Annotated in this window: 1 protein-coding gene; it reads left to right on the top strand. The window is 48.3% G+C overall.

Going from position 1 to position 748, the window contains the following annotated elements:
* Nucleotides 1-43: 43 nt before the first annotated feature.
* A partial coding sequence (locus tag IE124_RS36325; RefSeq protein WP_229833178.1) for a hypothetical protein occupies nucleotides 44-748 on the top strand: 705 nt, incomplete at its 3' end.

The raw sequence follows: 748 nt of genomic DNA, 5'->3' as shown, positions 1-748 counted from the left end.
CTCTCTGGACAGCATTAAGGAACGAAATCAGTGTGAAAGGAACATGCAAACGCTGCAAATTATGCTTTACGAGTGCCTGCCACCGGAGTTTTCTTTGGAGATAGACGTGCCGCGCTTGGCATGTGGTAAACTGCAAGATCACGTACAGCTGCTGAAGCGGATGCACATCATTGTAGGTAAACTTTTGACGTTATTTTCGAAACAGAGTCTTGAGCTAAGGATCCGATCGTCCAGCAACTTCGGATGTGTGGAAGGTGTGAGAATAACGCGGGCAATGATGCTCCATCGTAAAGCATCACAAAAATATATAAACGACCATTCTCCTAGTCGGCTTAAGAGGGAAGATGCCGGCATTTTTGGCGATACTCGTGGTCATTTAAGCCTGAGTACAAATCAGAAAAGTGCTCCCAGGTGCGGTAATGACAATGTTATGCCCGTAACTCCTGGAAGATATACAGTATTATCTAAAGGACAAAAAGGACCCCCTAATTCCAGGGGGACACATTCTGCTGAAGGGATTGAGCTGCGCAGCAGCCTTTTTTCGACAGCAGGTTCTGATGGTTGTGGTTCCCTTGAATCCCGCTGCAGCTCAACTACGGGGATGTCAAAACCTTTTTTTACAGTACCCCAAAGGTACTGTCATCTGCTTGGCGATTTACGGCAAGAGGTTGAGTCATACGAGGCCCTAGTGCAGGCCTCGCAGGGCCGGCATCAGCGGGGCCTCTTGGCAGGTGAATGTGGTAGTAAC

This window comes from Streptomyces narbonensis (assembly GCF_014649015.1).
Taxonomy (GTDB): domain Bacteria; phylum Actinomycetota; class Actinomycetes; order Streptomycetales; family Streptomycetaceae; genus Streptomyces; species Streptomyces narbonensis.
This window is presented reverse-complemented; position numbering and strand designations above follow the sequence as displayed.